The organism is Tistlia sp. (assembly GCF_040905785.1).
Lineage (GTDB): Bacteria > Pseudomonadota > Alphaproteobacteria > Kiloniellales > DSM-21159 > Tistlia.
The window spans coordinates 1-26,406 of record NZ_JBBDQW010000041.1; the positions used below are offsets into that span (position 1 = coordinate 1).

Here is a 26,406-nt window from a genome sequence, read left to right on the forward strand (position 1 = left end):
CGATCTCGATCGAGCAGAAGACGACTTCGAAGAACCCGCGCTCGACGGTCGGCACGGTCACCGAGATCTACGACTACCTGCGCCTGCTCTACGCGCGCGTCGGCGTGCCCTACTCGCCGGCCACCGGCCTGCCGATCGAGAGCCAGACGGTCAGCCAGATGGTCGACAAGATCATGGCGATGCCGGAGAAGACCCGGCTCTACCTGCTGGCGCCGATCGTGCGCGGCCGCAAGGGCGAGTACCGCAAGGAGCTCGCCGACCTGCAGAAGCGCGGCTTCCAGCGGGTCAAGATCGACGGCGAGCTGGTCGAGATCGAGGAGGCGCCGGCGCTCGACAAGAAGCGCAAGCACGACATCGAGGTCGTGGTCGACCGTCTGGTCGTGCGCGAGGGCCTGGAGAGCCGCCTCGCCGACTCCCTGGAGACCGCGCTGGAGCTGGCCGACGGCCTGGCCTTTGCCGAGGACGCCGACGACGGCCGGCGCACGCTCTTCTCCCAGCGCTTCGCCTGCCCGGTCTCGGGCTTCACGATCGACGAGATCGAGCCGCGGCTGTTCTCCTTCAACAACCCCTTCGGCGCCTGCCCGGCCTGCGACGGCCTCGGCAGCGATTCCTTCGTCGACGCCGAGCGGGTCGTGCCCGACACGCACCTGAGCTTGAAGAAGGGCGCGGTCGCGCCCTGGGCCGGCTCGTCGTCGCCCTACTACCCGCAGACCCTGGAGAGCCTGGCCCGGCACTTCGGCGTCGCCATGACGACGCCCTGGGCGGAGCTGCCCGAGGAGGCCCGCGAGGCGATCCTCTTCGGCACCGGCACCACGCCGGTGGCGATGCGCTTCGACGACGGCCTGCGCGCCTACGAGACGCGCAAGCCCTTCGAGGGCGTGGTGCGCAACCTGGAGCGCCGCTACCGCGAGACCGACAGCGACTGGGCGCGTGAGGAGATCGGCAAGTACCGCTCCAGCAAGCCCTGCGAGGCCTGCGGCGGCAACCGCCTGAAGCCCGAGGCGCTGGCCGTGAAGATCGCCGGCCTGCACATCGGGCAGGTCGCCGACTTCTCGGTCGCCGACGCCTTCGACTGGTTCCAGACGCTGGCGCCGAAGCTCAGCGACAAGCAGCGCGAGATCGCCCAGCGCATCCTCAAGGAGATCAACGCGCGGCTCGGCTTCCTCAAGGACGTCGGCCTGACCTACCTGACCCTGTCGCGCGCCTCGGCGACCCTGTCGGGCGGCGAGAGCCAGCGCATCCGCCTGGCCTCGCAGATCGGCTCCGGCCTGACCGGCGTGCTCTACGTCCTGGACGAGCCCTCGATCGGCCTGCACCAGCGCGACAACGCGCGCCTGCTGGAGACCCTGAAGCGGCTGCGCGACCTCGGCAACACGGTGATCGTCGTCGAGCACGACGAGGAGGCGATCCGCAGCGCCGACTGGCTGATCGACATGGGACCGGGCGCCGGCCAGCACGGCGGCCAGATCATCGCCGAGGGCACGCCGGAGACGGTGATGCAGTCGAGCGAGAGCCTGACCGGCCAGTACCTGACCGGCTTCCGCAAGATCGACGTGCCGACGACGCGCCGGCGCGGCCACCGCAAGCAGCGCCTGGCGGTGCGCGGCGCCACCGGCCACAACCTGACCGGCGTCGACGCCGAGATCCCGCTCGGCACCTTCACCTGCGTCACCGGCGTCTCGGGCAGCGGCAAGTCGACCCTGATCATCGAGACGCTCTACAAGGCCCTGGCGCGGCGCCTGCACAACGCCCGCGAGGTGCCGGCCCCCCACGAGGCGGTCGAGGGCATCGAGTTCCTGGACAAGATCATCGACATCGACCAGTCGCCGATCGGCCGCACGCCGCGCTCCAACCCGGCGACCTACACCGGCGCCTTCGGGCCGATCCGCGACTGGTTCGCCGGCCTGCCCGAGGCCAACCAGCGCGGCTACAAGCCCGGCCGCTTCTCCTTCAACGTCAAGGGCGGGCGCTGCGAGGCCTGCCAGGGCGACGGCGTCATCAAGATCGAGATGCATTTCCTGCCCGACGTCTACGTCACCTGCGACGTCTGCAAGGGCAAGCGCTACAACCGCGAGACCCTGGAGGTGACCTTCAAGGGCCGCTCGATCGCCGACGTCCTGGACATGACAGTCGAGGAGGGCGCCGAGTTCTTCCGCGCCGTGCCGGTGATCCGCACCAAGCTGGAGACCCTGGAGCGGGTCGGCCTGGGCTACGTCAAGGTCGGCCAGCCGGCGACGACGCTCTCGGGCGGCGAGGCGCAGCGCGTCAAGCTGGCCAAGGAGCTGTCGCGCCGCTCGACGGGCAAGACCATCTACATCCTCGACGAGCCGACCACCGGCCTGCACTACGAGGACGTGAAGAAGCTGCTGGAGGTGCTCCAGGCGCTGGTCGAGCAGGGCAACACGGTGGTCGTCATCGAGCACAACCTGGAGGTCATCAAGACCGCCGACTGGGTCCTCGATCTCGGCCCGGACGGCGGCGACGGCGGCGGCCGCATCGTCGCCCAGGGCACGCCCGAACAGGTCGCCGCCGTGCCGGAGAGCCACACCGGCGCCTTCCTCGCCCCCTACCTGCCGGCGCTCGCCGGCGGGCGGAAGCGGGCTTGACGCGACGGCCGCGCCGGCAGGAATGTCGGCTCTCGGCCGCTGCAACCGTCGTTTGCCGCCGGCGCCCGCGGCCCCACGTCTCTGGACGACGACCATGACCGACCTGCTGGACGACCCCGAAGGCCTCACCGAAGCCGGTCGGCGCGACCTGCGCCGCGTGCTGACCTGGCTGTACCGGGAAGCCGGGCCGCTGCTGCCGCGCCCCTCCTTCTTCTTCGGCGGCTTCTGCCAGCAGCTGCGCGCGATCGGCATCCCGATCGACCGGGCCAGCCTGCACGTGCGCCAGCTGCACCCCCAGTTCGCCGCCCGCACCCTGCTGTGGCATTCCGATGCCGGCGGCGCGGTCGAGCAGGACCGGCTGCACGGCGTCACCAACAACCCGCTGTTCCTGCGCAGCCCGGTCAAGCCGATCTACGAGGGCGGCCCGGCGCTGCGCCGGCGCCTGACCGGCCCCGAGGCCGAGCTCGACTACCCGATCCTCGAGGACCTCGCCGCCGAGGGCTACTGCGACTACACAATCCGGCCGGTGCGCTACTCCGGCACCCACCCGATGGCGATCTCCTTCGCGACCAAGGATCCCGCCGGCTTCAGCGCCGCCGCCCTGGCCCTGCTCGACGCCCTGCTGACCCCCTTCGGCGGCCTGCTCGAGCTGGCCGAGACCAAGCGTACGACGCGGCTGCTGCTCGACACCTATCTCGGCCCCCAGGCCGGCCGCCAGGTGCTGCAGGGCGACATCCGGCGCGGCCAGGGCCGGCGCATCGACGCCGTGGTCTGGATGTCCGACCTGCGCAACTTCACCGAGCTGTCGAACCGCCTGCCGCTGGACCGGGTGATCGCCCTGCTCGACGGCTATTTCGACGCCATGTGCGGGCCGGTGCGCGAGCATGACGGCGAGATCCTGAAGTTCATCGGCGATTCGGTGCTGGCGGTGTTCCCGACGCCGACCGGCCAGCTCGGCTGCCCCTACGCCAGCGGCCGCGCGCTGCAGGCCGCCGAGCAGGCGATCGAGCGCCTCGAGGCCTTCAACGAGACGATCCTCGACCAGGGCCTGCCGCGCCTGCGCGCCGGCATCGCGATCCATTCCGGCGAGGTCATGTACGGCAACGTCGGCGCCGCCGACCGGCTCGACTTCACGGTGATCGGCCCTGCGGTCAACCTGGTCGCGCGCCTCGGCCCGCTGGCCCGCGACCTGGAGCCGCCGATCGTGCTCTCGGCGGCCGTCGCCGGCTGCCTCGACCGCCCCCTGCGCCGCCTCGGCGCCTTCGCCCTCAAGGGTTTCGAGGAGATCCAGGAGGCCTACGCCCTGGCCGTCCCGGCCGCCCAGGCGGCCGAGTAGGACGCGCCAGGCTCGGCTCGCATCCGACCTTTCGACGGCCGGCCGCACAGGCCGGCCGGCGCTCGCACCGTCAAGCGCGCCGTTACCGGCGCTGCCGGTGCCGGCTCGGTCATCTCCGGCGGCGCCGGCGGGCCCATCGGCTTCGCTTCGTCCCGAGCCCGGGGGGCGTGGGCGCGCCGACGCCGACCCTTGCTCCGGTGTCGCGCCGACACAGAGCTGACACAATATCGCCCAACGATTGTCGTCGGGCAGTTCGGCCGACCGCCAGGCGCGTTGAGCGCGCTGCCGGGCTCGGCCGGTCGCCGTCGGGCTCGCGGAGTGTGCCGCCGCAGGCCTCGAGCGTGCGGGCACGACCTGCGGAGGTTAGCCGACGATGGATCTCGAGCTTCCGGACCAGTTCCTCTATGCCCGCAAGGGGCCTTGGCCGCAGCCCTCGCCGTCGCATCCGACACAGTGCGCCGACGAGGTCCTGAACATCCCGCCGATGGAAGCGCTGCTGTTCAACGGGACCATCGGCGCGCGCTACATCCAAGGCCGCATCGGCTACCCGCCGATCGCTGGACAGTACGCGGCCGCCCATCGGGACTGGACCGGGCCGACGCGCGAGCGGTTCGAGGAGATTCTCTTCTCGACGCTCTACACCCGCTTCCTGCTGCCGCTGACCGAGGCGGACAGGGCGCGCTGCACCGCCGGCCTCGACTTCGGACAGGACAGGTGGTGGAAGTACGACTTCAGCGCCATGGACCTGGTCAAGCCGATCCCAGGCACCTACTGCGCCCCGACCAAGCTGTTCATCCGCGAGCGACCGGACGGCCAGCGCAACTGCCTCTGCATACAGATACATCGGGACGAGCCGCTCTACGTGGAGCCGGGTGACGCGTCCTGGGGCCTGGCGATGCTCTACGCCCTGCAGGGCGCCGCCTACCACGTGCTGTTCGTGGTGCATCCGGCTCTGCATTTTCCGATGGACTCGGTCAATGCCATCACCAAGACCTCGGTGCCGATGGCGCATCCGCTGTTCCAGTTGCTGACGCCGCACGCCAGCTACTCGCTCTCGCTCGACAACGCCGTGCTGGAGAGCGCGGAGTCGGTGGTGAACAACAACGCCCAGGGCACCCGCTTCGACCCCCTGACGGCGAATGCCTACAATCTCAAGCTGCTGTTCGGAGCCGGCTATCGCGGCCTGCCCGAGGCCGACTACGGCAACGCCTATCCCCCCTTCTCCTACAGGCGGCCGGCGATGGGCTTCGAGTCGGACTACGGCCGGTGGCTGGCCGCCTACTACGAGCGGGCATTCCTGCCGTTCTGCCGCACGGTCGCCAGCCATATCCTGCAGGCCGGCCTGACGGAGTACGTGCGCCGCTGGGCCCGCTACAATCATACCCACGTCCTCGGCTTCCCGGAGGAGCGGGAGATTCTGGATGCGGATGTCCTGGCCGAGACCATGGCGATCTACATCTGGAACGCCTCGGTCGCGCACGGCGGGGACCACGCCAGCTTCAGCAACCAGATCGAGCCGATCGAGAAGTGCCTGCGCATCCGCCGGCCGCCGCCGCGCAGCAAGGACGAGGCGCCGGTGCGCAGCGGCGAGATATTCAACGGCGACGACGTCGCCCGAGCCGCGCTCTGCCAGCACCTGTTCTTCCAGACCTGGGCGATTCCGCCCAACCTCGACGAGACCTACTACGCCTTCACGGAGCCGGACCTGCAGGCGGCGGTGACCGACTTCCACGCGCGGCTCCTCGAGGTCAGCCGCGACCCGGCGCTTCGTCATTTCATGCCGCTGCGCGCCGATCCCGCCGCCGACCCCCCGGTCCCCTACGACCGCACGATACCCCAGTCGATCCAGTACTGACGCCGGAGGCGCGGCAGGAGCGAGGCAGGACGGGGCTTTGCCATGGAACTGCCGGGCTACGATCGCAAGGAAGTGCTCCACGAGGATACGGCCCGGATCCTCCTGCGCGCCCGTTCGGCCGACGGCCGCCCGGTGCTCCTGCGCTTGCCGCGGGGTCCGGGCACCAGCCCCCGGCAGATCGCCCGCTGCCAGCTCGCCTTCGATCTCGGCCGGCAGGCCGATCCGCTGAGCGTCGCGCGTCCGCTCGAGATCCTGCGCCTGCCGGGGGGCGGCGTCGGCCTGGTCTACGAGGATCCGGGGGCGACGGTCCTGGCGAGGGTGATACCGCCCGGCGGCCTGCGGCTCGCGCCGCTGATCCACCTGGCACCGGCGCTCGCGCGTGCGCTGGCCCGGCTGCACGCCTCCGGCATCCTGCACCGCGACGTGACGCCGGCCCACCTGGTGGTCGACGAGCAGAAGGCTTCGGCGCGCTTCATCGACCTGGACGTGGGCACACGGCTTAGGCGTGAGCTCGGCGCGACCCCGACGCTGCGCCAGATCGAAGGCACACTGGCCTACCTGTCTCCGGAGCAGTGCGGCCGGCTCGACAGCCCGGTCGACGATCGCGCCGATCTCTACAGTCTGGGAATCACGCTGTTCGAGCTCGCCAGCGGGCGCCTGCCTTTCGAGCAGCAGGACGCCGCGAGCTTGGTTCACGCCCAGGTCGCCCTGGCGCCGCCGCTCCTGTCCCTGCTGCGCCCGGCGCTGCCCGCGCCCTTCTGCGCGATCGTGGAGCGGCTGCTGCGCAAGAACGTCGAGGAACGCTACGCCAGCGCGGCCGGCCTGCTGCGCGATCTCGAGCGCTGCGCGACGGAGTTCGAGCGCTCCGGCACCGTGCGGCCCTTCGCGCTCGGCACCGACGACGTCTCGCCGCTGTTTCGCCTGCCGGACCGCCTCTACGGACGGGACCCGGACATCGCCAGCCTCGAGGCCGCCTGGGCAGAGGCCTGCCGCGGCAGGCGGACGCTGGCCTGCGTCGCGGGACCGAGCGGCATCGGCAAGACCGCCCTGGTCGGGAGACTGCGGGGGCCGGTGGCGAGCCACGGCGGCCGCCTTGCCGCCGGCAAGTTCGACCAGTTCAAGCGCGACCAGCCCTACCTCCCGTTCGTCGAGGCCGTCCGGTCCCTGTTGCGCCGGGAACTCGCGGAAGGCGAGGCCAGGCTCGAGCCGCGCCGGCGGACCCTGCAGGCGGCGCTCGGGCGCCATGGACGACTGCTGACCGACGTGCTGCCGGAGCTGCACGCCCTCGTCGGCGAACAGCCCGATATCGATCCGGTGGCGCCGGCCGAGGCCGCGCGCCGCTTCAACGGCGTCGTGGCACGCTTCCTCGGCGTCTTCGCCGACGAGCAGGCCCCGCTCCTGCTCTTTCTCGACGACCTGCAGTGGGCCGATCCGGCGTCGCTGAACCTGCTCGAGGCGCTGGCGAAGGAGCCGGGGCTGCGCCATCTGATGATCGTCATCGGCTATCGCTCGAATGAGCTTGCGGCAGGCCACCCGTCGCGGCGCGCCCTCGAGCAGATGTCCGGCGAGGTCGAGTCGGTGCTGCAGATCGAGCTCGGCCCACTGTCGGCCAGCGAGATCGCTGAACTGGTCGGCGACGCGCTGCACGCAGAGGGCGAGGCGATCGGGGCACTGGCCGAGCATGTCCATCGCGTCTCAGCCGGCAACGCCTATTTCGCCCGCGAGCTGCTGGGGGCGCTGCACGAGCGCGGCTGCTTCGGATTCGACCGCACGCTCGGCCGCTGGCGGCTCGCGCTGGAGCAGCTGCCGCAGAGCGGCGTTCCCGACGACCTCGCCAGCTTCCTGACCGCGCGCCTCGGCGGCCTGCCGGCGCGCACGCTGGAGCTGCTGGAGTCCGCCTCCTGCATCGGCAGCGCCTTCGACCTGCGCACCCTGGCGCGAGTCCACGAAATCCGGCAGAGCGAGGCGGCGGCGGATCTGGGACCGGCCGTGACCGCCGGCCTGCTCCTGCCGCTCGGCAGCGCGTACAAGTCCTTCGAGGCGCTGGCCGCCTGGCAGCTGGATCCGGAGGAAGCGGACGGCTTCGACACCGCGCGCTACCGATTCCAGCACGACCAGGTTCGCCAGGCGGTCCACCAGCGACTCGACGAGCGGCAGCGGGCGGAGCGCCATCTGCGCATCGGCCGGCTATTGCTGCGCAGCCTGTCGCCGGAGGAGATCGAGGCCGACGTCGTCGAGCTGTTCAACCATCTCGCCGGGGGCGTCGCGTTGATTTCCGACGCGGGGGAGCGCCTCGACCATGCGCAGCTCGGGCTGCGGGCCGGCCGCAAGGCGCTGCGTGGACTGGCCTTCGAGACCGCCCGCAGCCAGCTGGAGGTCGCGCTGGCGCTGCTGCCGGAGGATGCCTGGGGCGAAGCCTACGAGACCACGCTCGGCATCCACCTGGCGCTCGCGGAGTGCGCCTTCGCGCTCGGCGATACGGAGCGGCTGGAGGCCCTGGCCCGGCACGTCCTGGAGCAGGTGCACGACCCGGTGGACGCGGCGCGGATGCACGGGCTGCGGATCCGATTCCTGTCCACCGAGACCCGCTACGAGGAAGCCGTCGACATCTGCGTCGAGGTGGCCCGGGAGCTGGGCGTCTCGCTGCCGCGCCGGCCACGCCCCTACCACCTCCTGTACGCCGTCGCACGGGTGCTTCGGGCGCAGGCCGGCAAGACCCCCGAAGCGCTGGAGGATCTGCCGGAATGCCAGGACCCGGCGCTGCGCGAGGCGGTGAACCTGCTGGCCCAGGCGGCCGGCGCGGCCTACTTCGCCGAGCCGGCCCTGCTGCCGCTGATCGGCATCACCTGCACCAGGCTCTCGATCGAGCGAGGCCTCAACCCCGCTTCGCCCTACGGCCTCGCCGTGTGGGCGCTGGTCCTCTGCGGCGTGCTCGGCCGCATCGAGACGGGCTACCGCTTCGGCCAGCTCGCAACGACGCTCGGCCGCCGCTACGGCGGCGCCGAGGAGGCGAGGGCACGCTTCGTCGTCGGCGCCTTCGTCAGGCACTGGAAGGAGCCCCTGGCCCGGGTCTCGGCCGGGCTGTTGGAGGACTGGCGCCTGAACCGCGACGCGGGCGACGAGGAGAGTGCCGTCTACTGCGGCGGGGTGCTGCTCTACACCGAGTTTCTTGCCGGCACCCCGCTCGAGGCCGACCGGCGCCACGAGGAGGTCGTGCGCTATATCGCGGCGAGCCACAAGCCGCACGTGCAGGCGAGCTTCCTCGCCTGGGTTCAGCTCTTCGAAGCGCTGCGCGCCCAGGAGCTGCCCGACGAGCTGGCGGGCAGCTGGTTCGACTACCCTGCGCAACTGCCGGGCTTCGAGCTCACCCGCAACGGCGTGCAGATCGCGATCGCCTCCCTGGCGGCCGGCATCCTCGACCATCTCGCCGGGCGCTACGAGCGGGCCGAGCGGCGCTTCGAGCTGGCGGCGCGCTGGGAGGCCAACATCGTCGGCCAGGTCCTGGTGCCCGGTCTGGCCTTCTTCCGAGGCCTCAACGCCTATCGCCTCGCCGCCGGACACGGCGGCGCCGCGTCGCTGCGCCTCGCTCGCCGCCAGGCGCGGCGCGTCCGCAGGTGGGCCCGCCACGCCCCCGCCAACCTGTCCCACAGGCTCTCGCTCCTGGATGCGGAGGATCTGCTGCGGCGCGGCCGAGCCAACGACGCCATCGTGACCCTGCACCGCGCGGTCGGCGAGGCGGCGAGCGGCGGTGCGCCGCTCTATCAGGCTCTGGCCGAGCGGCGGATTGCCGAGCTCTTCTCGCAGCTGGGCGACGCCCATTCGGCCGAGCTCGCCGCTTGGCGCGCCGGCGGCCACTTCGAGAGCTGGGGCGCGCCGGCCGCGGCGCGGGCACTGCGGTACGGGGCGGGAACTCTGGCCGGAGCCGGGCCGCAGGCGAGGTTCGCCCTCCCCGAGGAGGGCGGCGGGACCGGCGAGCTCGACCTGAAGAGCCTGATCGAGGCGGTCGGCGCGATCTCCAGCGAGCTCGACGACGACGTACTGCTCGGCCGGCTGATGCACACGACCCTGCGCGCGGCCAACGCCGACCGCGGCCTGATGATCCTGCTCGACAAGGACGACAGCCCCAGGATCGAGATCGAGGCGCGGGACGACGCGCAGTCGCAGCAGTCCGGCGTCGCGCTCGACGACTGCCCGGCGGTCGCGCGTGGCATCGTGGAGCTGGCGCTCAGGACGCAGCGCACGGTGGTGGTCCAGGATGCCGCGAGAGACGAACTCACCGCCGCCGATCCCCACGTCCTCCGAAGCCGCGTGCGCGCCATCCTCGCCGTCTGCGTCTCGCGGCGCGGCCGGACCGTCGGGGTCATGTACCTGGAGAACGAGATCGCCCGCGGCGCCTTCCGGCCCGACCGGGTCGAGTTGGCAGAGGCCTTGGCAGCGGAGGCCGCGGTCGCGCTCGAGAATGCCCGCCTCCATCGGAGCACGCAGGAGGCTCTCGACGCTCAGGTCCGGCTGACCGAGGCGAACCGCCGCTTCGTGCCGGAACAGATCCTGTCGAGCCTCGGCTTCGACAGCATCGTGGGCGTCAACCTGAACGAGGCGCGCGAGCGGCCGATGAGCGTGCTGTTTGCCGACCTGCGCGGCTTCACGCGCCTGTCGGCCGAGATCGGCCCGAAGCGCACGATCGAGCTGGTCAACCGCTACCTGGCCCACGTCCAGCCCGGCATCGCGGCGAACCGCGGGTTCGTCGCCAACTACTTCGGCGACGGCCTGCTCGCCCTGTTTCCGGGCAGCGCCGAGGACGCCCTGCACGGCGCCGTGGCCATGAGCCGCGGCCTGCAGGGCTACAATCGCCACCGCGGCGCGCTGCCGCCGCTGCGCTTCGGCCTCGGCATACACAGCGGCGCCGTCATCCTGGGCACGATTGGCGACCCCGATCACCTGCAGTGCAGCGTGATGGGCGACACCGTCAACGTCGCCGCGCGCGTCGAGGAGCTGACCAAGCACTTCGGTGCGACCCTGCTGCTCAGCGGCGACGCGCAGGAAGGGCTAAGTACGCCCGAGGCCGTCGCCCTGCGGAGCCTGGGGCAGGTCCGGGTGGCGGGACGCGACGCGCCCCTGGCGGTCTTCGAATGCCTCGACGCACTGCCCGAGTTGCTGCGAGAGCGGCTGCTGGCCGGACGTGACGACTTCGAGCGGGCGGTGGCGCTCTACTGCGAGGGCCGCTGGTCCGCCGCCGCGGCCCTGTTCGCGGCCTCCGTCCGGCACTGCCCGGACGACGCCGTCAGCCGTGGCTTCGAAGAGCGCTGTCGCCTGCGCACGGAAGCGGCCGGCGATTGGGCCGGCGATTGGGACGGCGTGGAACGGGTCGAGAAGGCCCTGACGTAGTCGGGCCGTGCCACGCCCACCTTTCCGACGAGCTTGAACCGACGCGTTGGACAAGGCCCCTCGCGGCGGAGCCTGCGCCTACTCCGTGACCGCCCAGGTCCTGGCTTCGCTGCTGTTGTAGTAGAGCGTGATGCGCGCGATCCGGCAGAGGTCGATGCCGCCCCAGACGGCCTCGTCGCCGTCGTTGTAGATCGCCTTGAGGTCCCACAGGCAGCGGTCGTCGCCGCCGGCGAACTCGATGTCGACGGCCTCGCCGGTCGGCAGGGCGTCCTCGCCCATGACGTCCTCTTCCCAGTCCTGCTCGTCGACCGCGGAGAGGTAGACGTAGTCGATCTGGTAGCCGGTCTCGTTGAGCAGCTGGAAGTCCTGCGCGCCGGCCTGGGCCGAAGCGCTCCACAGCAGACATGCGCCGACCAGCAGCGCCTTGCCCACGATCTTCATGTCGGAGATTCCTTGAACGCGACGGCCCAGCGCCGTCGGCGGCGGCATCCCTAGCACACTTCCCGGGGGAAGAGGTAGCCGTCTCGTCGCGTCCCGAGCGCAGAGCCCTCTCAGAAGCCGACGTTGAAGGAGAGCGCCAGGCTGCCGAAGGTCGACCATTCGTCGCCCTGGAACTGCGGCGAGCGGGTGACGTGGGTGTAGCTGACACGCCACTTGTCGAACATCACGGCGATGCCGAGCTGCAGGTCGCCGACGAAGTACTCCTTGTCGACCGAATGGCTGTCCCGGAAGGTGTTGCCGTCGAGGAAGATGTCGCGGCCGACGGCGCGGCCCTCGATGCTGGCGAAGAGGTAGGTGTCGAAGCCGCCCTCGGAGAAGTAGCTCGACCCCGGCACCGCCGGGCGGATGCGCGGCGGCCCGAAATCGCGATCGAGGCCGGTGCCGATGCGCACCGTGCCGCCGATTGCGGCATCGGTCAGCACGTTGCCGACCGTGGCGCCGATGTGCGGCATGAAGTCGACGCCGAAGTTGGTGTCCTCGATCGGCTCGTAGATCACCCGCCACTTGGTCGAGTAGCTGACGGCGACGCCGGGCTCGTTGCCGAGCTGGTTGCTCCAGCCGTCCGACTCGTCGGCGCCGATCAACTGGTGGAAGGAGTTCTGCATCTCCTCGGCCAGCGCCCAGGGGCCGACCACGCCGATGTCGATGTTCAGCGTCTCCATCTGGCCGATCTCGGTCGGCGTCGCGTCGTTGTAGGAGACCAGGCCGAAGCTGGCATAGAGCCAGCCGGCATAGGGTCGGTCGTCGCGGACCAGCTCGGTGGCCAGCGTGTCCTCCGGGGTGAAGTAGATCTGGCCGACGCCGACCTGGTAGCGCAGCTCGCGGTCGGCATCGAAGAAGGGCAGCACGCTGCCCAGGCTGCGCGCGAAGTTCGTGCAGTCGAGCTCGTCCGACAGGTAGGAGATGTGGGTCCCGGTCGTGTAGTCGCGGTCGGTGCCGCCGACGACATCGTTCTCGACCGAGAGCGAGAAGTAGCCGCCGGTGCCGGCCTCCTTGACCGAGGAGGTGCAGCTCGCCGAAGGCTCCTTGGCCTGCGCCGCGCCCGTGAGCAGCAGGACGGCGGCGCCCAGGGCGGCGGCGTGAATCAGAGCACGTGTCATGGATTCCCCCGAGAAGTCCCGTTGGCGCGAGGCATCAACGCGTCCAATAGGCTGTCAGATCCCTTCGCATAGCAGAAAACGCCTCGCCGCGCGCGATCGGGTGTCCGGGCGCGCCGTTGACGAGGAAGGCGAAGGCGCCCCAGCCGCCGTCCGCGAAGCGGAAGTAGCCGGCCAGCGAGGTCACCGAGACCGGTTCGCTGAGGCCGCCGCTCTTGACCATCAGGCGCTCGTCCCAGGCGGCCGCGCCCTGCCCGCCCGGCGGCGCCGGCAGGCTGCGCTGGGGCCCGTGGGCCGGCACGATGAGCGCGCCGACCAGGGTCGGAAAGGTCGCCGCTTGCCGGTAGTCCCGCTCGAGCAGCTGGACCAGCTGGCGCGGGCTCAGGCGGGCCGAGGGATCGAGGCCGCTGCCGTCGCGCAACAGCGGCGGCGGCGTGGCCGGCGGCGCCGGGAAGGCCGAGCCGGCGGCCGCTCCGGCCAGGTACTCACCGAGCAGCGCCCCGGCGGCGGGCAGGTCTGGCGCGGAGCCGGGGCGCAGCGCGCCCAGCAGGTTGAGAGCCAGGGTGTCGGCCAGCAGGTTGTTCGAGTAGCCGAGCATCAGGTCGAGCGCGCGCGCCAGCTCGGCGCCCTGGTGGTCGAGCAGCGGCTCGGCGGGCGCGACCGGCAGGTATTCGACCCGGACCGCGCCGGCGACCGCGACGCCGGCCTGCGCCAGGAAGGCGTGAAACAGCCGGCCGGCGTGGAGCGCCGGCTCGCCCAGCGATCGGTAGAGCGTGAGGGTCTCGCCGGGCGGCAGCTGGCCGGCGATGCGCAGGCGATCGATGCCGCCGGCGCTGGTCCGCTCCAGGGTCAGGCGCGCCGGGCCGGCGGCGGTGGCGACGCCGCCCTCGATCGCCAGGCCCGGCGGGAGGAAGGGCGGCACGAAGGGCTGCGGGATGAGCCGCGCCGCCTCGCCGGGCTGCGCGCCGGCGACCAGGGTCAGGGCCAGGGTGTTGTAGTCGACCGGCGTCGAGGTGAGCGGTGCGTCGAAGGCGTGGGCGCTGGCGGCCTCGGCCTCGCAGCGGTCCTCGATCGTGCAGGCCAGGCGGCCGAACAGGCTCTCGTCCACCACCAGGTCGCCCTCAACCCGGCGCAGGCCGCGCTGGGCCAGGTCGAGGGCCAGGCGCCAGAAGTCCGGTGCGGTCAGCGAGGCATCGCCGCCTCCGCGCAGCACCAGGTCGCCGCGCAGCACGCCGTCCTCGAGCGGCCCGCGGCGCAGCACCGCGGTCGTGAAGCGGTGCGCCGGCCCCCAGGTCTGCAGCGCCAGGCTGGCGGTCGCCAGCTTGACCGTCGAGGCCGGGATCAGCGCGCGGTCGGCGCCCCGCGCGGCCAGGACCCGCTGCCGCTCCAGGTCGACGACCAGCCCGGCGGTGGCCGCGCCGCGCGTCTCCAGGGCCGCCAGACCCGGCAGATCGCCCTCGGCGCGCGCGGCGGCGGGCAGCAGGGTCAGGCCGAGGCCGAGCACCAGCAGCAGGCAGGCTCGCCCGGCCGCCGCGAGACGGCTTGCGCCGCTGCCCGGCCCTTGGTTATCTGCGCCCATGACCACGATCCCTGCCCAGCACCCAGGTGCCATCGACCCGGGCCCGATCCATGTCGTCGGCGGCGGCCTGGCCGGCAGCGAGGCCGCCTGGCAGATCGCGCGTGCCGGCCTGCCGGTGGTGCTGCACGAAATGCGCCCGCGGCGCAAGACGGCAGCGCACGAGACCGACCGGCTGGCCGAGCTGGTCTGCTCCAACTCCTTCCGCTCGGACGATTGGCGCAGCAACGCCGTCGGCCTGCTGCACGAGGAGATGCGCCGCTGCGGCTCGCTGATCCTGGCCTGCGGCGACCGCCACAAGGTGCCGGCCGGCGGGGCGCTGGCGGTCGACCGGGACGGCTTCGCCGAGGCGGTGACGGCGGCGCTGGAGGCCGAGCCGCTGGTCGCGATCGAGCGCGAGGAGGTCGCCGGCCTGCCGCCCGCGGCATGGGACAGCGTGATCGTCGCGACCGGCCCGCTGACCTCGCCGGCACTGAGCGAGGCGGTGCTGGCGCTGTCGGGCGAGGACCACCTGGCCTTCTTCGACGCCATCGCCCCGATCGTCCACAAGGACTCGGTCGACCTCTCGGTCGCCTGGTTCCAGTCCCGCTACGACAAGGGCGGCGGGCGGGACTACATTAACTGCCCGCTGACCAAGGCCGAGTACGAGGCCTTCGTCGCCGCCCTGATCGCCGGCGAGAAGACGCCCTTCCACGCGTGGGAGCAGGACACGCCCTATTTCGAGGGCTGCCTGCCGATCGAGGTCATGGCCGAGCGCGGCCCAGAGACGCTGCGCTACGGCCCGATGAAGCCGGTCGGCCTGACCGACCCGCGCACCGGCCACCAGCCCTACGCCGTGGTCCAGCTGCGCCAGGACAACGCGCTGGGCACGCTCTACAACCTGGTCGGCTTCCAGACCAAGCTGAAGCACGGCGCCCAGGTCGCCGCCTTCCGCACGATCCCCGGCCTGGAGCGGGCCGAGTTCGCGCGTCTCGGCGGCATCCACCGCAACACCTTCATCAACTCGCCGAAACTGCTCGACGGCCGCCTGCGCCTGAAGGCCGAGCCGCGGCTGCGCTTCGCCGGGCAGATCACCGGCGTCGAGGGCTACGTCGAATCGGCGGCGATCGGCCTGCTGGCCGGGCGCTTCGCGGCCGCCGAGCGGCAGGGCCGGGAGTCGACGCCGCCGCCGGCGACGACCGCGCTGGGGGCACTGCTCGGCCATATCACCGGCGGCGCCGAGTCCGAGACCTTCCAGCCGATGAACGTCAACTTCGGGCTGTTGCCGCCGCTCGGCCGCAAGCTCAAGAAGAGCGAGCGCAAGGCGGCCTACGGGGAGCGCGCGCTCGCTGACCTCGACGCCTGGCTCGGCCGGGCCCGGGCCGCCGCGGAGTAGCGGCGGCACCTGCAACCACGGCGGCGGGACAGGTCCCGCGCCCGCACAGCCAAGGGGGACCAGGGCCGCATGTCGATAATCGGCCAGTTGCGGGACGCCCTGCGCCAGCAGAACGAGCGGACCCGGCACCGCCCCTTCATGGAAGCCACCATGGCGGCCTGCGCCCTGGTCGCGACCGCCGACGGCAAGGTCAGCTTCTCCGAGCGCATGCGCCTCGACCAGATGCTCGATTGCCTGAAGGAGCTCCAGGCCTTCGACCCGCACGAGGCGGTCAACCGCTTCAACGACTTCGTCGAGGCGCTGGTCGGCGACCGCGAGGCCGGCGAGGCGGAGGCGCTGGCGTCGATCCGGCGCATCGCCGACGACCAGGAGGCGGCGATCCTTCTGCTCAAGCTCTGCATCGCGCTGTGCCGAGCCGACGGCGGCTTCACCGAGACCGAGCGGGGCACCGCCGTTCGCATCGCCGAGGCGCTGGGCACGCCGCTGCCCGACTACCTGGGCGCCTGAGCGGGACGCCCGACCGTCAGCAGCGTCGCGTGGCCAGCGCCCAGGCCATCAGCCAGGCGCGCTGCGGCAGGTCCGCCGCGACCGCCGGATCGAAGGGATCGTAGCCGGCGGCGGCGAGCCGCCGCAGGTAGCGGCGCGCCGGTGCCGCGATCAGCAGCGGCGCCCGCGCCTGCCGGGGCAGCCGCCGCACCGCCGGCTCGGCCTCGGCCAGGCGCTCCGCCGCGCGCCCCGCAATCCGCATGACCACGCCCGAGAGCGCCTCCGAAGGCGCGAAGGCGAAGACCTGCTCCGGCGCGACGCCGGCGGCGGCCAGGTGGTCGCCCGGCAGGTAGAGCCGCTTCAGTCGGGCGTGGAAGGGCAGCGCGCGCAGCAGGCCGACCAGCGCCCAGGCGATGCCGAGCTGGCGCGCCGCCAGGCGCGCGCCCTCGTCCTCGGCGCCGAGCGCGGCCAGCTCGAGCTCGAGCAGCGCCGCCGAGCTGTCGTCGCAGTAGCGCTCCAGGCTGTCGAGGTCGGGCGGCGGCCCCGGCTCCAGGTCCCCGCGGCGCGCCTCGAGGATGCGCGCGAAGGCGGCGCGCGGCAGGCCGCCGGCGGCGATCGCAGGCGCCAGGGCCTCCAGCACCTCGTGGCCCCGGGCGCGGCCGGCGAACAGCGCCTCGAGCGCCTCCTCCCACCACTGCAGGCGGATCTGGCCGAGCAGGGGCTCGGAGACGACCTCGGCGGTCTTGGCGACCTCGTGGTTGAAGGCGAGCAGCGCGAACAGCGTCTCGCGCCGCGCGGGCGGCGCGAAGAGCGCGGCAGCGTAGCGGTCGGGATCGTGGCGGCGCGCCAGGGCGGCGCAGTAGGAAAGGCGCGGGAGATCGGGCAAGAGGCCGCCGTTGGCAAGAGGCGCTGCGAAGGGGTACAAGCCAGATAGGCCCAACGCGGGACGCGGGCAAGCCGAACCGGCCGGCGCTTCGACGCCGAGCGACGCCTCCCGCCGGCGCCAGGCGGTCCCGAGGAGAAGCCGCGATGGACACCATCCTGAAGTCGCCGGTGCGCAGCCTGCTGCTCGGCCTGCTGCTGGTCGTGCCGCTGCTCGCCTTCGCCCTGCCGGGCGCCGCGGCGCCGGACCTCGGGTCGGGCGCTTTCTGGTCCTTCGCCGTGCGCTGGCTGCACATCGGCGCCGGCATCCTGCTGGTCGGCCTGCTCTGGTACGTCAACCTGGTGCTGCTGCCGATCATGCCGCGCCTGCCCGAGGAGGTCCGCCCGGGTGTCGCCAAGATTCTCGGCCCGGCCGTCGTCCTCTGGATGCGCTGGGCCGGACTGGCGGTCGCCGCCACCGGACTGCTGCTGGCCGGGCTCGAGGGCTACCTGGCGCAGGCGCTGAGCCTGGGCGCCATCGAGGGCTTCGCGGTCGCGCGCCACGCCGCCATCGGCCTCGGCATATGGCTGGCGATCCTCATGATCGCGAACCTCTGGCTGTTCATCTGGCCCGAGCAGCGCATTGCGGTCGGCCTGGCGGGGGGCGAGCCGGACCGGCGGGTCCTCGCCGCCCGGCGCGCGCTCGCCGGCACCCGGATCAACCTGGTGCTGTCGCTGCCGATGCTGTTCCTGATGGTCGCGGCCCGCCACCTGCTGTGAGGCTCGGGAAGATGGCACGGGGGCATTTCGCGGCGGGCTGCTTCTGGGGCGTCGAGGAGGCCTTCGCCCAGCAGCCGGGTGTGACCGGGACGGCCGTCGGCTACATGGGCGGGACCACGCCCAATCCGACCTACCGCCAGGTCTGCAGCGGCGCCACCGGCCACGCCGAGACGGTGCAGGTGACCTTCGATCCCGAGCGCATTTCCTACGACGCCCTGCTCGCCCTGTTCTGGCAGCTCCACGACCCGACCCAGGTGAACCGCCAGGGCCGGGACCGCGGCACCCAGTACCGCAGCGTCCTCTTCGTCGGGGACGAGGAACAGCGCGCCGCCGCCGAGGCCAGCCGGCAGGCCCTGGCCGACTCGGGCCGGCACCGCCGTCGGATCGCCACGACGATCGAGCGGGCCGGCGATTTCTGGCGCGCCGAGGACGGCCACCAGCAGTACCTCGCCCGGCACGGGCTCGCTCAGGCGGCTGTTCCGATGAGGCAGGAAGCCGGCTCGACGCCGACCGCCGCTACGCGCCTCGGAACAGGCATTGCGGCGCTCATGAACGGCTTCTGGACCGGCTTGTCGGGGCGGCGCCACCGCGAGGGGGAGGTCGGCACCGCGAGCGGGGAGCGGGAGGTGCCGGAGGCGCCCCGGACGAGCAAGAGACCGCCCGCAGGCGGCTGCAGCAGCTAGCGCGGCTGGCTCGAGCTGGGCGGCCCGATCAGCAGGCAGATGCACTGGAGGACGCGCTCGATCTCGCGCGTCGGCTCGAGGAGCTCGATGCCAAGCTCGCGCCCCTGGCTCCAGATGCAGACGCCGCGGAAGGTCCCGGCTACCGGATGCTCGATCAGGACCCGGCTGCCGACGGGGCAGCCGGCCGCCCAGCCCTCCGGCCAGCTTTCCGAATCGAATTCGCCGAGAGCCAGCTTCATGCCCTTTACGGAAACGTCGCGGACAATGCCGCGCAAGCGCCGCCCATCGGCCAGCAGCTCGATGCCGATCGCCTCGTCCGGAGGATGGCGATCGGCGGTTCTGCGCTCGGCCTGCTCGGGTCGGGTTTGCTCTGCCGGTGTCATCGTCGCTTCGAATCGGGAAAGTGCCTAACCCTCGACAGTGAGAGGTTGTCGTTACCATCGCGTTAACGACAAACCTGAAGGTCGCAAATTCCTCGCCTCCGTGGCAACTCTTGCGGGCCTTCGAGCCTGCCGGGACGCGTCCGCACAGACGTCTTCAAATACCGCGCCGAGAATGCTAGCGTCCCGGGTAGGAGTCGAAGTACCGGCGGGCAGGAATGCCTGCCCTTCGCGAAGGGGGGAGCCAAAACATGTACCGGAAAATTCTGGTCCCGGTGGATCTGGCGCACCTCGATGGGCTCGAGCGGTCGATCGACACGGCGACGGATCTGGCGAAGCATTATGGTGCATCGCTGCACTTCGTCGGGATAACTACGACAACCCCCAGCGAAGTGGCCCACACGCCCGAAGAATATTCGCGCAAGCTCCACGAGTACGCGGAGCGGCAGGGCGCGGCCCACGGCCTCAGCGCCAGCTCGATCGCCCGGACCAGCCACGATCCCGCCGTCGACCTGTCGCATCAGCTGCTCGAGGCGATCGGGGACGCCGGTGCCGACCTGGTCGTCATGGCCTCGCACGTGCCCGGCCTGGCCGACCACGTCTTCGCCTCCCACGGCGGCGCCGTCGCCGCCCATGCGCGGGTCTCGGTGCTGCTGGTCCGCTAGCCGGCCCCCGCCACGAAGGCGGGACGACAGGAGCGGCGGCAGCAAGGCGCGACAACGTCGGCGCAGCCACAGCAAAGCGAGGGGGAGAAGCGTTCATGTCCGACCAACCAGAGAGCGAAGGCCCGACCACCCCGATCGAGACCGACTACGAGCTCGGGCAGGACAACATCCAGCCCCAGATCGGCCCCTTCGGGATGGACATCCACAATCCCGTCTTCATGATCTCGGGGCTGACCATCGTCGCCTTCGTGGCCTTCGCGCTGCTGCTGCCGACGACGGCAGGAGAGATGTTCGGCTGGCTGCGACCGGCCGTGACCTCGACCTTCGACTGGCTCTTCCTGCTCGCCGCCAACATCTTCGTCCTGCTCGCCCTGGCCCTGATCGTGACGCCGCTCGGCAAGGTCCGCCTGGGCGGGCGCGACGCCCGGCCGGACTATTCCTACGCCGGCTGGTTCGCCATGCTGTTCGCGGCCGGCATGGGCATCGGCCTGATGTTCTTCGGCGTCTCCGAGCCGATCTCGCACTTCACGACCTCGCTCGCCGAGACTGCCGGCACCCCGGACAGCTGGGCGCCGCTCGACGGCGCCGCCGGCGACCCCGAGGCGGCCCGGCGGCTCGGCATGGCGGCGACGATCTTCCACTGGGGCCTGCACCCCTGGGCGATCTATGCCATCGTCGCCCTGGCCCTGGGCCTGTTCGCCTACAACAAGGGCCTGCCGCTCTCGATGCGCTCGATCTTCTACCCGATCTTCGGCGAGCGGGTCTGGGGCTGGACCGGCCATGTCATCGACATCCTGGCGGTCTTCGCGACGCTGTTCGGCCTCGCGACCTCGCTCGGCATCGGCGCGCAGCAAGCGAACGCCGGCCTCAACTTCCTGTTCGGCCTGCCGGTCGGCGACCTCTCGATGGTCCTGCTGATCGTCGGCATCACCGCCATCGCCCTGGTCTCGGTGGTCGCCGGCCTGGACGCCGGCGTCAAGCGCCTGTCCGAGATCAACATGGTGCTGGCGATCCTGCTGCTGCTGTTCGTCGTGATCGTCGGGCCGACGCTCGCCATCGTCACCGGCTTCTTCAAGAACCTGCTCGCCTACGTCGAGTACCTGCCGGCCCTGTCGAATCCCTTCGGCCGCGAGGACGCCAACTTCAGCCAGGGCTGGACCTCCTTCTACTGGGCCTGGTGGATCTCCTGGTCGCCCTTCGTCGGCATGTTCATCGCCCGGGTCAGCCGGGGTCGCACGGTGCGCGAGTTCATGATCTGCGTGCTGCTGATCCCCTCCCTGGTCTCGGTGTTCTGGATGACCGCCTTCGGCGGCACCGCCATCGGCCTGCTCGACGGTGGCCTGCAGGCCCTGGCCGACGCGCCGCTCGAGCTCAAGCTCTTCACCATGCTGAGCGAGCTGCCGCTGGCCGGCATCACCTCCTTCGTCGGCATCGTCCTGGTCATCGTGTTCTTCGTGACCTCCTCCGACTCGGGCTCGCTGGTCATCGATACGATCACCGCCGGCGGCAAGATCGACGCGCCGGTGCCGCAGCGCGTGTTCTGGGCGAGCTTCGAGGGCCTGGTGGCGATCGCCCTGCTGCTCGGCGGCGGCCTGGCGGCGCTCCAGGCGGCGGCGGTCTCCACCGGCCTGCCCTTCACCCTCGTGCTGCTGCTCGGCTGCTTCGGCCTGGTCAAGGGACTGATGGCCGAGCCGAGGAGCTAGCGCCCGCCCCTCCCCACGCCCGATCAAGGGCGAGCGACCGCCCGGGAACCGACCGGTCGCCTCGCGCGCTTAACAGCGGGCAGCCGAGGACCATTGGGGGGGCGCGGCACCGGGCAGACCGGCAATCCCGACCCTCCCGGTCCTCGAACGAGGCGCAAGGCCCTCGAACGGGGAGAGCCGATGGAGGAGACGGCAGCGGACGGAGGCCTGGCAGCGAAAGTCGCCGAGCTGGAGGCGGCCAATGGCGACCTGCGCCGGCGCCTGGAGCAGCGGAGCCGCCGGCAGGAGGCGCTCCTCGAGCTCGGCCGACTAGCCGAGGCGGGCGAGCAGCCGAGGCTGCTCGAGCGGGCGGCCGTCCTGCTGGCCGCCGGGCTCGACTGCCGCTTCGCCGAGATCCTGGAGCGCCGGCCCGAAGAGGACCGGCTGCTCCTGTGCGCGAGCGCCGGATGGCAGGCAGCGCCGAGCGAGGGAAGCGCCCTGCCCGACGGCCCGGCCTACCAGGCCGGCTACACCCTCGCCGCCGGGGAGCCGGTCAAGGTCGCCGACCTCTCGGCCGAGCGGCGCTTCGCTGCCGCGCCGCTGCAGGCGGCGCACGGCGTGGTCAGCGGCGCCAGCGTCCCGATCGGCCCTGCCGGCGGCCCCAGGTGGGTGCTCGGGGTCTACGACGACCGCGCCAGGACCTTCGACGAGGAGGATCTCGGCTTCCTCCAGGTCGTGGCGCAGCTGCTGTTCGTGGCCCTGGAGCGCCACGACCGGGTCGCCGCGCTGGAGCGCGCCGGCCAGCGCCTGAGCTTCACCCTGGACGCCGCCCGCATGGGCACCTGGGAGTGGCATCCCGAAAGCGACCGAGCCGGTTGGGACGCGCGCACCTGCGCGTTGCTCGGCCTGCCCGAAGGCACGGCGGCCAGCGGCCGGAAGCTCCTCGAGCAGGTGCATCCCGACGACCGGGAGGCGCTGCGCGGGACGCTCCGGGATGCGGCCGCCGCCGGCAAAGTCTTCGAGATCGAGTTCCGCGTTGCCGGGGCCCAGGGCAGGACCCGATGGCTCTCCTGCGTCGGCGCGGCCTTCGGATCGGACGAGGGTGCCGCGGCGCACCTGTTCGGAATCGCCCGCGACGTCACCGAGCGCAAGCGGGCGGAGCATGAGGTTCACGAGCTCGCGGAACGCCGCAGCGTCGCGCTCGAAGCGGCCGGCATGGGCACCTGGGAATGGGACGTGGCGAGCAACCGGGTGACGCTCGACGCGCGGGCGCGCCGCCTGCTCGGCCTGCGCGAGCCCCATCAGGATACCGCCCGGCTGGTCGAGCTGGCCCGCCTGCTGCCGCCGGAGGAGCAGCGGGCCGCCGTTCGAGTCCTGGCCGAGGCGCGGCGCAGCGGCAGCCTGGCGTGGCCGGAGGTCCGCGTCGGCGGCGGCGAGCGGAGCGGTCAGCGTTGGGTCGGCATCCGCGGGCGGCGGTTCGGCGGCCACCATCGGCGCGACGGCCACATCGTCGGCGTCGTCGAGGACATCAGCCTGCTGAAGGAGGAGTACCAGCGGCGCGAGCTGCTGATGGCGGAGCTCGACCACCGGGTCAAGAACATCCTGGCCAACGTCAACGCCATCGCCCGCCAGACCGGGCGGCGCCACCAGAACACCGGCGAGTTCATCGCCACCCTGGAGGGCCGGATCCGGGCGATGGCCGACGCCCATTCGCTGCTCAGCGCCTCGCGCTGGACCGGCGCCAACCTGCGCACGCTGCTCGCTTCCGAGCTGGCACCTTACGCCTCCCAGGACAGCGAGCAGGTCCGCATCCAGGGGCCGACCCTGGTGCTGGCGCCCAAGGCCGCCCAATCCTTCAGCCTAGCGCTGCACGAGCTGGCGACCAACGCCGCCAAGCACGGCTCCCTGACCCGGCGCGGCGGCCGGGTCTCGGCCATCTGGGAGCTCGACGAAACCGGAAGCGAGCCGCTGGTGCGCTTCGAGTGGATCGAGCACGGCGGTGCGGCGCCGGCACCGCCTACCGCCGACGGCTTCGGCATGACGGTTCTGAAGCGGATGGTTCCGAAGGACCTGGGCGCCGATAGCGAGCTCAGCTTCACGGCCGACGGGCTGAGCTACCGGATCGCGATACCCCTCGGGCAGTTCGTCGCGGCCAGGGAGGCCGAGGCGGCCGAGGCCGCCGGCGAGACCGGATTGCCCGGCCGCACGGCGGCGCCCGCGGCGATCCGGGAAGAGGCCGCCCGCGAGGGAGGCGACGGCGATCGGCACCCGCCGGCCGCCGACGGACCGCGCTCCCGCAAGGTCCTGATCGTCGAGGACACCTGGGCCGTGGCCGAACAGCTGCGGAGCATCATCGAGACGCTCGGGCACGAGCCGATCGGGCCCGCCGGAAGCCTGGCCGAGGGCCTGGCCCTGGCCGAGCTGCCTGGGCTTGAGGCCGCGATCCTCGACATCCATCTTGGCGAGGAGAGCGTCTTTCCCCTGGCCGAGCGCCTGGCGGAGCTGGGCATTCCATTCGGCTTCGTCTCGGCCCTCAGCGACGATCACGCCCTGCCCGCCGCCTTCGCCGACCGCCCCTCGATCGCCAAGCCCTTCGTCCACGGCAACATCGGTGCCCTGATCGGCCAGCTCACCGAGCGGCCCGCGGCGGGATAGAGGTGGCCGAGCGCAGCGCCGGCGCCTCCAAAAGAACACGATCCGGGAGCCGCCGTCGCAGGCTGGGGAGCCGCCCGGAGGCCCGGCCGGACCCGAGGGAACCGCGGAGGCAGCTCCGCCGTTCAACGCGCAGTGAAGCCCTCCTGCGGAGCATATGACCGATGTGTCAGACGATCTTCCTAAAAGAGAACGAGCCGATCGAGGAGTGGGACAGACCCCTGGTCCAGGTCGTGCATCGTCTCGACGCCGGCGCCCAGCCGGTGACCGAGATCTACTCCTACACGCTGGGGAAGCGTCCGACCCTGGTCAGCGCCTCGCTGGACAGCCTGTCGGTTGCGCTCGACCAGGCGCGCATGCACGCCGACCTGAAGGGCATCGACCAGGTCTACGTGCTCGACCTGATCCCCGAGCTCGAACCGGCGCACTGAGCCGACCGGCCGGCAGAACGAAGAAAGGGCGTTGCCAGCGGCAACGCCCTTTTTCTTTGCCTTCTCGGCCGGACCGCAGCCTCAGCCGCCGGTCGGCTTGGGACCGCCCTGGGGCGCACCGGCACTGCCGCTTCCGGCCGTGCTGGAGGCACTGCCGCTGCCGCCCGTGCTGGAACCGCTGCCGCCCGTGCTGGAACCGCTGCCGCCCGCGGCGGAACTCGTGGCACCGGGGCCCGTCGCGGTGCCGCTGCCGGCCCCAGCCTTGCCGGCGCCGGACTTCTTGCCGCCGCCCGCGGACTCGTCCTCGCTGCCGCCGGTCTGCCGGCGGGCCTCCTCGCGCGCCGCCTCGGCCGCGGCACTGGCCACGGCGCGTGCCCGGTCGGCCTCCTCGTGGAAGCGGCGGCGCGCGGAGCGCGCGGTGTCGTCCATGCGCCGGCGCAGGGCGCGCCGGTCGTCGGCGGAGCTGGTCACCAGCGCGCCGAGAGCCACGCCGACCGCGAACACGGTGGCGCCGGTCGCCAGCGGATGCTGCCGAACGAAGCGGTCGGCCGACTCGCCGCCGTGGCGCACGGCGTCGCCGGCCCGGTGGGCGTAGTCGCTCGCGTACTCGCCAGCGCGATGGGCGTAATCGCTGGCGTACTCGCCGGCGCGATGGGCGTAGTCGCTGGCGTACTCGCCAGCGCGATGGGCATAGTCCTGCGCCTTCTCGCCGGCCACCTGTCCGGCGTCGCGGGCCCGCTCGCGGACACCGCCGAACCGGTGCGACTCCTCGCCCGAGCCCCGGCCCGGCTCGAAGGGCTCGTAGGGGTCGTAGTAGGTCTCGCGGTCGGGACGGTCGCGCAGCAACTCGTAGGCGAGCCAGCCGAGGCCGAGGCCGACCAGGGCGGTCGGGATCGGGTTGTCGCGGGCGGTCCGCACGACGCCTTCGGCGACGTCGCGGCCACCCGCGCCGACGCGGCGGGCGTAGCCAAGCGCGTCCTGGACCGTCTCCTTGGAGGTCAGCCGCGCCTCGAGCGCCTCCAGGCGCTCCTCGATCGCCGCGCGGGCTGCGTCGATGGTGCGCTCGGCACGGTCGAGATCGTCACGATGATTGGTCATTCGATGGCCTCCTGTATGGCATCCGCATCCTTGGACAGGCTGCGCAGCGTGCGTGTCGGTTTCAGGTTCCTGGCTGCCAGCGCGCGCCTCGCGGCCAGGAGGAAGATCAGGCAGAGCAGCAGCGCACCGCCGGCAACCACCAGGTTGGCCAGCCAGGGCTCCATGGTCTGTGTCAGCGCCTCGACGAGGGCCTGAGCGGCCAGGACCAGGGCGACGATGGCGAAGACCATGCCGCCGCCGAGCATCCAGATACCGCCGAGCAGCTGGTGTAGCTTGTCCTCGAGCTCGAGGCGGGCGAGCTCCAGCTCGCCGCGCCACAGGCGCCCGAGATCGTCGAGCAGGCCCCGCAGCAGGACGGTGAAGGTGGAGGGACCCTCCACGGTCATGGCGTCCCGCCCGGCCCGTACCGGGGCTGGTCGAAGCCGCCACCCGCCGGACCCTCGTCGGGCTCGTCGAGGCCGGCGCGCAGGAAGGCGCCGACCAGGAAGCCGGCCGCGAGCGCCGCACCGTAGGCGAGCGTGGGATTGGACCTGAGGCGCCGGCCGAGCGGCGCGACGGAGCCGGACGAGGCGGCGGCCTCGCCGGAGCTCTCGATCTCCTGCCAGAACACCTCGACGCGTCGGGCGGCGGAATCGAAGCAGTCGGCGGCCAGGCCGTATTCGTTCTTGGCCAAGCTGTCGCTGCCGGCGCGCAGGGCCTCGCCGACGGCGTAGACGAGGTCGCCGGTGCGGGCCTTGACCGTATCGGTCAGCAGATGCGCCGCATCGCGCGCCATCTCCTCGGCTCCCTGCCGGGGGGTCGTCTCTTTGGTCTCGTCGGTCATAGGGACCCTTTCCTGCTAGCGCTGGCGCTGCCGCTGCGGGGGATGCAGCAACGGTTGGAGCCAGGGCCGGCCCGGGCGGCGGCCCAGGACGATCCGGGACAATCGCGGCATCTTCGCACTGCAAACGTCGCCCG

General features: G+C 72.0%; 19 protein-coding genes and 1 pseudogene. 12 read left to right on the forward strand and 8 right to left on the reverse strand.

Annotation, left to right across the window (positions count from 1 at the left end; translation table 11 throughout):
• The 4 genes from uvrA to WD341_RS10115 form a co-directional block, all read left to right on the forward strand.
• The coding region (gene uvrA, locus WD341_RS10100) for an excinuclease ABC subunit UvrA (RefSeq protein WP_368425323.1) at nucleotides 1–2,606 on the forward strand (2,606 nt) is incomplete at its 5' end.
• A 94-nt stretch (nucleotides 2,607–2,700) separates the two neighbouring features.
• Nucleotides 2,701–3,942, forward strand: a complete 1,242-nt coding sequence (locus tag WD341_RS10105) for an adenylate/guanylate cyclase domain-containing protein (RefSeq protein WP_368425324.1) — start codon at nucleotides 2,701–2,703, stop codon at nucleotides 3,940–3,942.
• Between the two features lie 373 nt (nucleotides 3,943–4,315).
• Complete coding sequence (locus tag WD341_RS10110; RefSeq protein ID WP_368425325.1) at nucleotides 4,316–5,797, forward strand: hypothetical protein; 1,482 nt, start codon at nucleotides 4,316–4,318, stop codon at nucleotides 5,795–5,797.
• A 42-nt stretch (nucleotides 5,798–5,839) separates the two neighbouring features.
• Nucleotides 5,840–11,182, forward strand: a complete 5,343-nt coding sequence (locus tag WD341_RS10115; protein ID WP_368425326.1) for an AAA family ATPase — start codon at nucleotides 5,840–5,842, stop codon at nucleotides 11,180–11,182.
• Between the two features lie 78 nt (nucleotides 11,183–11,260).
• On the opposite strand, the gene WD341_RS10120 is transcribed toward WD341_RS10115, so the two are convergent.
• The 3 genes from WD341_RS10120 to dacB all read right to left on the reverse strand — a co-directional run bounded on the left by WD341_RS10120 (nucleotide 11,261) and on the right by dacB (nucleotide 14,359).
• Entirely contained in the window at nucleotides 11,261–11,623 is a 363-nt protein-coding gene (locus WD341_RS10120; RefSeq protein ID WP_368425327.1) for a hypothetical protein, read from the reverse strand.
• Nucleotides 11,624–11,733: 110 nt separating this feature from the next.
• Nucleotides 11,734–12,783, reverse strand: a complete 1,050-nt coding sequence (locus WD341_RS10125) for a lipid A deacylase LpxR family protein (protein ID WP_368425328.1) — start codon at nucleotides 12,781–12,783, stop codon at nucleotides 11,734–11,736.
• 34 nt (nucleotides 12,784–12,817) lie between these two features.
• Entirely contained in the window at nucleotides 12,818–14,359 is a 1,542-nt protein-coding gene (gene dacB / locus WD341_RS10130) for a D-alanyl-D-alanine carboxypeptidase/D-alanyl-D-alanine-endopeptidase (RefSeq protein ID WP_368425329.1), read from the reverse strand.
• Here dacB and trmFO point away from each other — a divergent pair.
• A complete protein-coding gene (gene trmFO / locus WD341_RS10135) occupies nucleotides 14,358–15,731 on the forward strand; it encodes a methylenetetrahydrofolate--tRNA-(uracil(54)-C(5))-methyltransferase (FADH(2)-oxidizing) TrmFO (RefSeq protein ID WP_368425330.1) in 1,374 nt (457 codons plus the stop codon). The two genes, dacB and trmFO, sit on opposite strands and share 2 nt — an antisense overlap.
• A gap of 69 nt (nucleotides 15,732–15,800) precedes the next feature.
• The gene (locus WD341_RS10140; protein ID WP_368425331.1) at nucleotides 15,801–16,238 is read left to right on the forward strand and encodes a tellurite resistance TerB family protein; all 438 of its coding nucleotides are present in this window, start codon (nucleotides 15,801–15,803) and stop codon (nucleotides 16,236–16,238) included.
• Nucleotides 16,239–16,254: 16 nt separating this feature from the next.
• Here WD341_RS10140 and WD341_RS10145 read toward each other — a convergent pair whose 3' ends face one another.
• Nucleotides 16,255–17,103, reverse strand: coding sequence for a phytoene/squalene synthase family protein (locus tag WD341_RS10145; protein WP_368425332.1), 849 nt, complete (start codon nucleotides 17,101–17,103; stop codon nucleotides 16,255–16,257).
• 143 nt (nucleotides 17,104–17,246) lie between these two features.
• Here WD341_RS10145 and WD341_RS10150 point away from each other — a divergent pair, with 143 nt between their 5' ends.
• Together WD341_RS10150 and msrA are read left to right on the forward strand one after the other, a co-directional pair.
• Nucleotides 17,247–17,858: a hypothetical protein gene (locus WD341_RS10150; RefSeq protein ID WP_368425333.1), complete on the forward strand. Its 612-nt coding sequence runs from the start codon at nucleotides 17,247–17,249 to the stop codon at nucleotides 17,856–17,858.
• Nucleotides 17,859–17,869: 11 nt separating this feature from the next.
• Nucleotides 17,870–18,331: pseudogene (msrA, locus tag WD341_RS10155) on the forward strand (peptide-methionine (S)-S-oxide reductase MsrA); the annotation flags it as partial.
• A 206-nt stretch (nucleotides 18,332–18,537) separates the two neighbouring features.
• On the opposite strand, the gene WD341_RS10160 reads toward msrA, so the two are convergent.
• Complete coding sequence (locus tag WD341_RS10160; RefSeq protein WP_368425334.1) at nucleotides 18,538–18,924, reverse strand: PilZ domain-containing protein; 387 nt, start codon at nucleotides 18,922–18,924, stop codon at nucleotides 18,538–18,540.
• 248 nt (nucleotides 18,925–19,172) lie between these two features.
• Between WD341_RS10160 and WD341_RS10165 the strand changes: the two genes are divergently transcribed.
• The 4 genes from WD341_RS10165 to WD341_RS10180 all read left to right on the forward strand — a co-directional run bounded on the left by WD341_RS10165 (nucleotide 19,173) and on the right by WD341_RS10180 (nucleotide 24,351).
• On the forward strand, nucleotides 19,173–19,586 hold the full coding sequence (locus tag WD341_RS10165; RefSeq protein ID WP_368425335.1) for a universal stress protein: 414 nt from the start codon (nucleotides 19,173–19,175) through the stop codon (nucleotides 19,584–19,586).
• A gap of 95 nt (nucleotides 19,587–19,681) precedes the next feature.
• The gene (locus WD341_RS10170; RefSeq protein WP_368425336.1) at nucleotides 19,682–21,289 is read left to right on the forward strand and encodes a BCCT family transporter; all 1,608 of its coding nucleotides are present in this window, start codon (nucleotides 19,682–19,684) and stop codon (nucleotides 21,287–21,289) included.
• 180 nt (nucleotides 21,290–21,469) lie between these two features.
• On the forward strand, nucleotides 21,470–23,923 hold the full coding sequence (locus tag WD341_RS10175) for an HWE histidine kinase domain-containing protein (RefSeq protein ID WP_368425337.1): 2,454 nt from the start codon (nucleotides 21,470–21,472) through the stop codon (nucleotides 23,921–23,923).
• Nucleotides 23,924–24,084: 161 nt separating this feature from the next.
• Complete coding sequence (locus WD341_RS10180) at nucleotides 24,085–24,351, forward strand: hypothetical protein (RefSeq protein ID WP_368425338.1); 267 nt, start codon at nucleotides 24,085–24,087, stop codon at nucleotides 24,349–24,351.
• An 81-nt stretch (nucleotides 24,352–24,432) separates the two neighbouring features.
• Here WD341_RS10180 and WD341_RS10185 read toward each other — a convergent pair whose 3' ends face one another.
• From WD341_RS10185 to WD341_RS10195, 3 genes are read right to left on the reverse strand one after another with little or no spacing between them, the layout of a single operon-like run.
• Complete coding sequence (locus WD341_RS10185; protein ID WP_368425339.1) at nucleotides 24,433–25,449, reverse strand: YqjD family protein; 1,017 nt, start codon at nucleotides 25,447–25,449, stop codon at nucleotides 24,433–24,435.
• On the reverse strand, nucleotides 25,446–25,835 hold the full coding sequence (locus WD341_RS10190) for a phage holin family protein (RefSeq protein WP_368425340.1): 390 nt from the start codon (nucleotides 25,833–25,835) through the stop codon (nucleotides 25,446–25,448). The genes WD341_RS10185 and WD341_RS10190 overlap by 4 nt, the downstream gene beginning before the upstream one ends.
• Nucleotides 25,832–26,272 carry a hypothetical protein gene (locus WD341_RS10195; protein WP_368425341.1) on the reverse strand — a complete coding sequence of 147 codons (441 nt, stop codon included), beginning with the start codon at nucleotides 26,270–26,272 and terminating at the stop codon, nucleotides 25,832–25,834. Before WD341_RS10195 ends, WD341_RS10190 begins: the two co-directional genes overlap by 4 nt.
• Nucleotides 26,273–26,406: the final 134 nt, after the last annotated feature.

Coding starts and splice junctions, on each gene's coding strand:
- trmFO (WP_368425330.1), top strand. CDS start 14,358: ATGACCACGATCCCTGCCCAGCACCCAGGTGCCATCGACCCGGGCCCG.
- WD341_RS10170 (WP_368425336.1), top strand. CDS start 19,682: ATGTCCGACCAACCAGAGAGCGAAGGCCCGACCACCCCGATCGAGACC.
- dacB (WP_368425329.1), bottom strand. CDS start 14,359: ATGGGCGCAGATAACCAAGGGCCGGGCAGCGGCGCAAGCCGTCTCGCG.
- WD341_RS10165 (WP_368425335.1), top strand. CDS start 19,173: ATGTACCGGAAAATTCTGGTCCCGGTGGATCTGGCGCACCTCGATGGG.
- WD341_RS10120 (WP_368425327.1), bottom strand. CDS start 11,623: ATGAAGATCGTGGGCAAGGCGCTGCTGGTCGGCGCATGTCTGCTGTGG.
- WD341_RS10160 (WP_368425334.1), bottom strand. CDS start 18,924: ATGACACCGGCAGAGCAAACCCGACCCGAGCAGGCCGAGCGCAGAACC.
- WD341_RS10115 (WP_368425326.1), top strand. CDS start 5,840: ATGGAACTGCCGGGCTACGATCGCAAGGAAGTGCTCCACGAGGATACG.
- WD341_RS10175 (WP_368425337.1), top strand. CDS start 21,470: ATGGAGGAGACGGCAGCGGACGGAGGCCTGGCAGCGAAAGTCGCCGAG.
- WD341_RS10180 (WP_368425338.1), top strand. CDS start 24,085: ATGTGTCAGACGATCTTCCTAAAAGAGAACGAGCCGATCGAGGAGTGG.
- WD341_RS10105 (WP_368425324.1), top strand. CDS start 2,701: ATGACCGACCTGCTGGACGACCCCGAAGGCCTCACCGAAGCCGGTCGG.
- WD341_RS10150 (WP_368425333.1), top strand. CDS start 17,247: ATGGACACCATCCTGAAGTCGCCGGTGCGCAGCCTGCTGCTCGGCCTG.
- WD341_RS10110 (WP_368425325.1), top strand. CDS start 4,316: ATGGATCTCGAGCTTCCGGACCAGTTCCTCTATGCCCGCAAGGGGCCT.
- WD341_RS10140 (WP_368425331.1), top strand. CDS start 15,801: ATGTCGATAATCGGCCAGTTGCGGGACGCCCTGCGCCAGCAGAACGAG.
- WD341_RS10190 (WP_368425340.1), bottom strand. CDS start 25,835: ATGACCGTGGAGGGTCCCTCCACCTTCACCGTCCTGCTGCGGGGCCTG.
- WD341_RS10185 (WP_368425339.1), bottom strand. CDS start 25,449: ATGACCAATCATCGTGACGATCTCGACCGTGCCGAGCGCACCATCGAC.
- WD341_RS10195 (WP_368425341.1), bottom strand. CDS start 26,272: ATGACCGACGAGACCAAAGAGACGACCCCCCGGCAGGGAGCCGAGGAG.
- WD341_RS10125 (WP_368425328.1), bottom strand. CDS start 12,783: ATGACACGTGCTCTGATTCACGCCGCCGCCCTGGGCGCCGCCGTCCTG.